Origin of the sequence: Acidaminococcus sp. CAG:542, from assembly GCF_000437815.1 — a bacterium.
Lineage (GTDB): Bacteria > Bacillota > Negativicutes > Acidaminococcales > Acidaminococcaceae > Acidaminococcus.
In genome coordinates, this window is the sequence record NZ_FR902106.1 from 1 (window position 1) to 1,095 (window position 1,095).

Genomic DNA, 1,095 nt, shown 5'->3' on the forward strand with positions numbered 1-1,095 from the left:
AAATGATTTCTCATTTTTTCACAGTCCCTTTTTCCATCAATCCAAAGCGGCAAAGGCCTGCTTCAGATCGTCGATGATATCGTCGATATGTTCCGTGCCGATGGACAGCCGGATGGTGGCCGGGGTAATCCCGGAAGCTGCCAGTTCTTCTTCGTTCATCTGGGAATGGGTGGTGGAAGCCGGATGGATCACCAGGCTCTTCACATCCGCCACATTGGCCAGGAGGGAGAAGATCTTCAGATGGTCGATGAACTTCTGGGCAGCGGCGGCGCCTCCTTTGATTTCAAAGGTAAAGATGGAAATCCCGCCGTTGGGGAAGTACTTCTTGTACAGTTCATGATCCGGATGGTTGGGCAGGGAAGGATGGTTCACCTTGGCCACATGGGGATCCTGGGCCAGGAAGTCCACCACTTTCAAGGCGTTTTCCACCTGACGTTCCACCCGCAGGGACAGGGTTTCGGTGCCCTGGAGCAGCAGGAACGCGTTGAAGGGAGAAATGGTGGCCCCGGTATCCCGGAGGATCAGGGTCCGGATATAGGTTACATAGGCGGCAGGGCCCACGTCTTTGGCAAAGCTAATCCCATGGTAGCTGGGGTTGGGGTCAACCAGCCAGGGGAACCGGCCGGAAGCCACCCAGTCGAACTTGCCGCTGTCCACGATGATGCCCCCCAGGGTGGTGCCATGGCCGCCGATGAATTTGGTAGCGGAATGGACTACCACATCAGCCCCGTGTTCAAAGGGCCGCAGCAGGTAAGGAGTGGCAAAAGTGCTGTCCACAACCAGAGGGATCTTGTGTTTGTGGGCAATGGCGGCCACGGCCTCGATGTCGATCAGGTTGGCATTGGGGTTGCCCACGGATTCAATGTAAATGGCCTGGGTGTTTTCCCGTACGGCCTCTTCGAAGACCTGGACCCCTTTGGTGGGATCCACGAAAGTGGTTTCAATGCCGAAATCAGGGAAGGTGTGTTCGAACAGGTTGTAGGTGCCGCCGTATACGGTGGTGGCGCAGACAATGTGCTGACCGGCATGGACCAGTGCCTGCATGGCGTAGGTCACGGCAGCGGCGCCGCTGGCCGTAGCCAGAGCCGCCACCCC

The 1,095-nt window shown here is 57.5% G+C and carries 1 protein-coding gene; it reads right to left on the bottom strand.

Translation table 11 applies throughout. The features are described 5' to 3' along the window. Window positions 1-36 precede the first annotated feature (36 nt). A partial coding sequence (locus QVO43_RS09210) for an O-acetylhomoserine aminocarboxypropyltransferase/cysteine synthase family protein (protein ID WP_288174878.1) occupies window positions 37-1,095 on the bottom strand: 1,059 nt, incomplete at its 5' end.